This window comes from Allobosea eneae (assembly GCF_042657265.1).
Classification (GTDB): domain Bacteria; phylum Pseudomonadota; class Alphaproteobacteria; order Rhizobiales; family Beijerinckiaceae; genus Allobosea; species Allobosea eneae.
The window spans coordinates 1-587 of sequence record NZ_JBHSLW010000059.1 but is presented as its reverse complement, the minus strand read 5'-3'; the positions used below and the strand labels follow the sequence as shown (position 1 = coordinate 587).

General features: G+C 71.6%; 1 protein-coding gene. It reads right to left on the bottom strand.

All coding sequences use genetic code 11. From position 1 onward, the window contains the following. Nucleotides 1–587, bottom strand: a 587-nt coding sequence (locus ACFPOB_RS26305; RefSeq protein WP_377801263.1) for an IS110 family transposase, incomplete at both ends; no start/stop codon positions are given.

Below are 587 nucleotides of genomic sequence, written 5' to 3'. Positions count from 1 at the left end.
GCGACCTGGCGGCGGTCGAGCGAGCCGAGTTCGGGCAGCTCGGCGATGAGGGTGCGGGCGATTGTCTTGCCGATGCCGGGCACGGAGGCGAGCAGGTCCTCCTTGTCGCGCCAGGCTGGCGAGCCGCGCACCGCGTCGTCGATATCGTGGTCGAGGCTGGCAAGCTCCTTCTCCAGCGCCTTGACCAGCCGCACGATGCTCCTGGCGATACGGGCCGGCGCGCGCTTCTGGCGCTGGCGTTCGGCCCCGATCATCGCCACGATCTGGCGTCGGCGCGCGACCAGATCGGCCAGCAACTGCGTCTCCTCGTCCGGCAAAGGCCGGATCGCAGGCTTCGTCGCCTCGACGAAATGGGCGATCACGCCCGCATCGATCGGGTCGGTCTTGGCGCGCTTGCCCAACGCATTGGCAAAGGCGCGCACCTGCGCCGGGTTGACCACGACGACAGGCAGTCCCGCCCCGGCCAGCCCCGCCGCGACGACCGTCTCGAACCCGCCCGTGGCCTCGACCGCGATGGCGGCCGGGCCCAGGGGGCCGAGCCGCTCGATCAGAGCCGCGATCCCGTCCCCGTCGCGCCTGACGAAGAA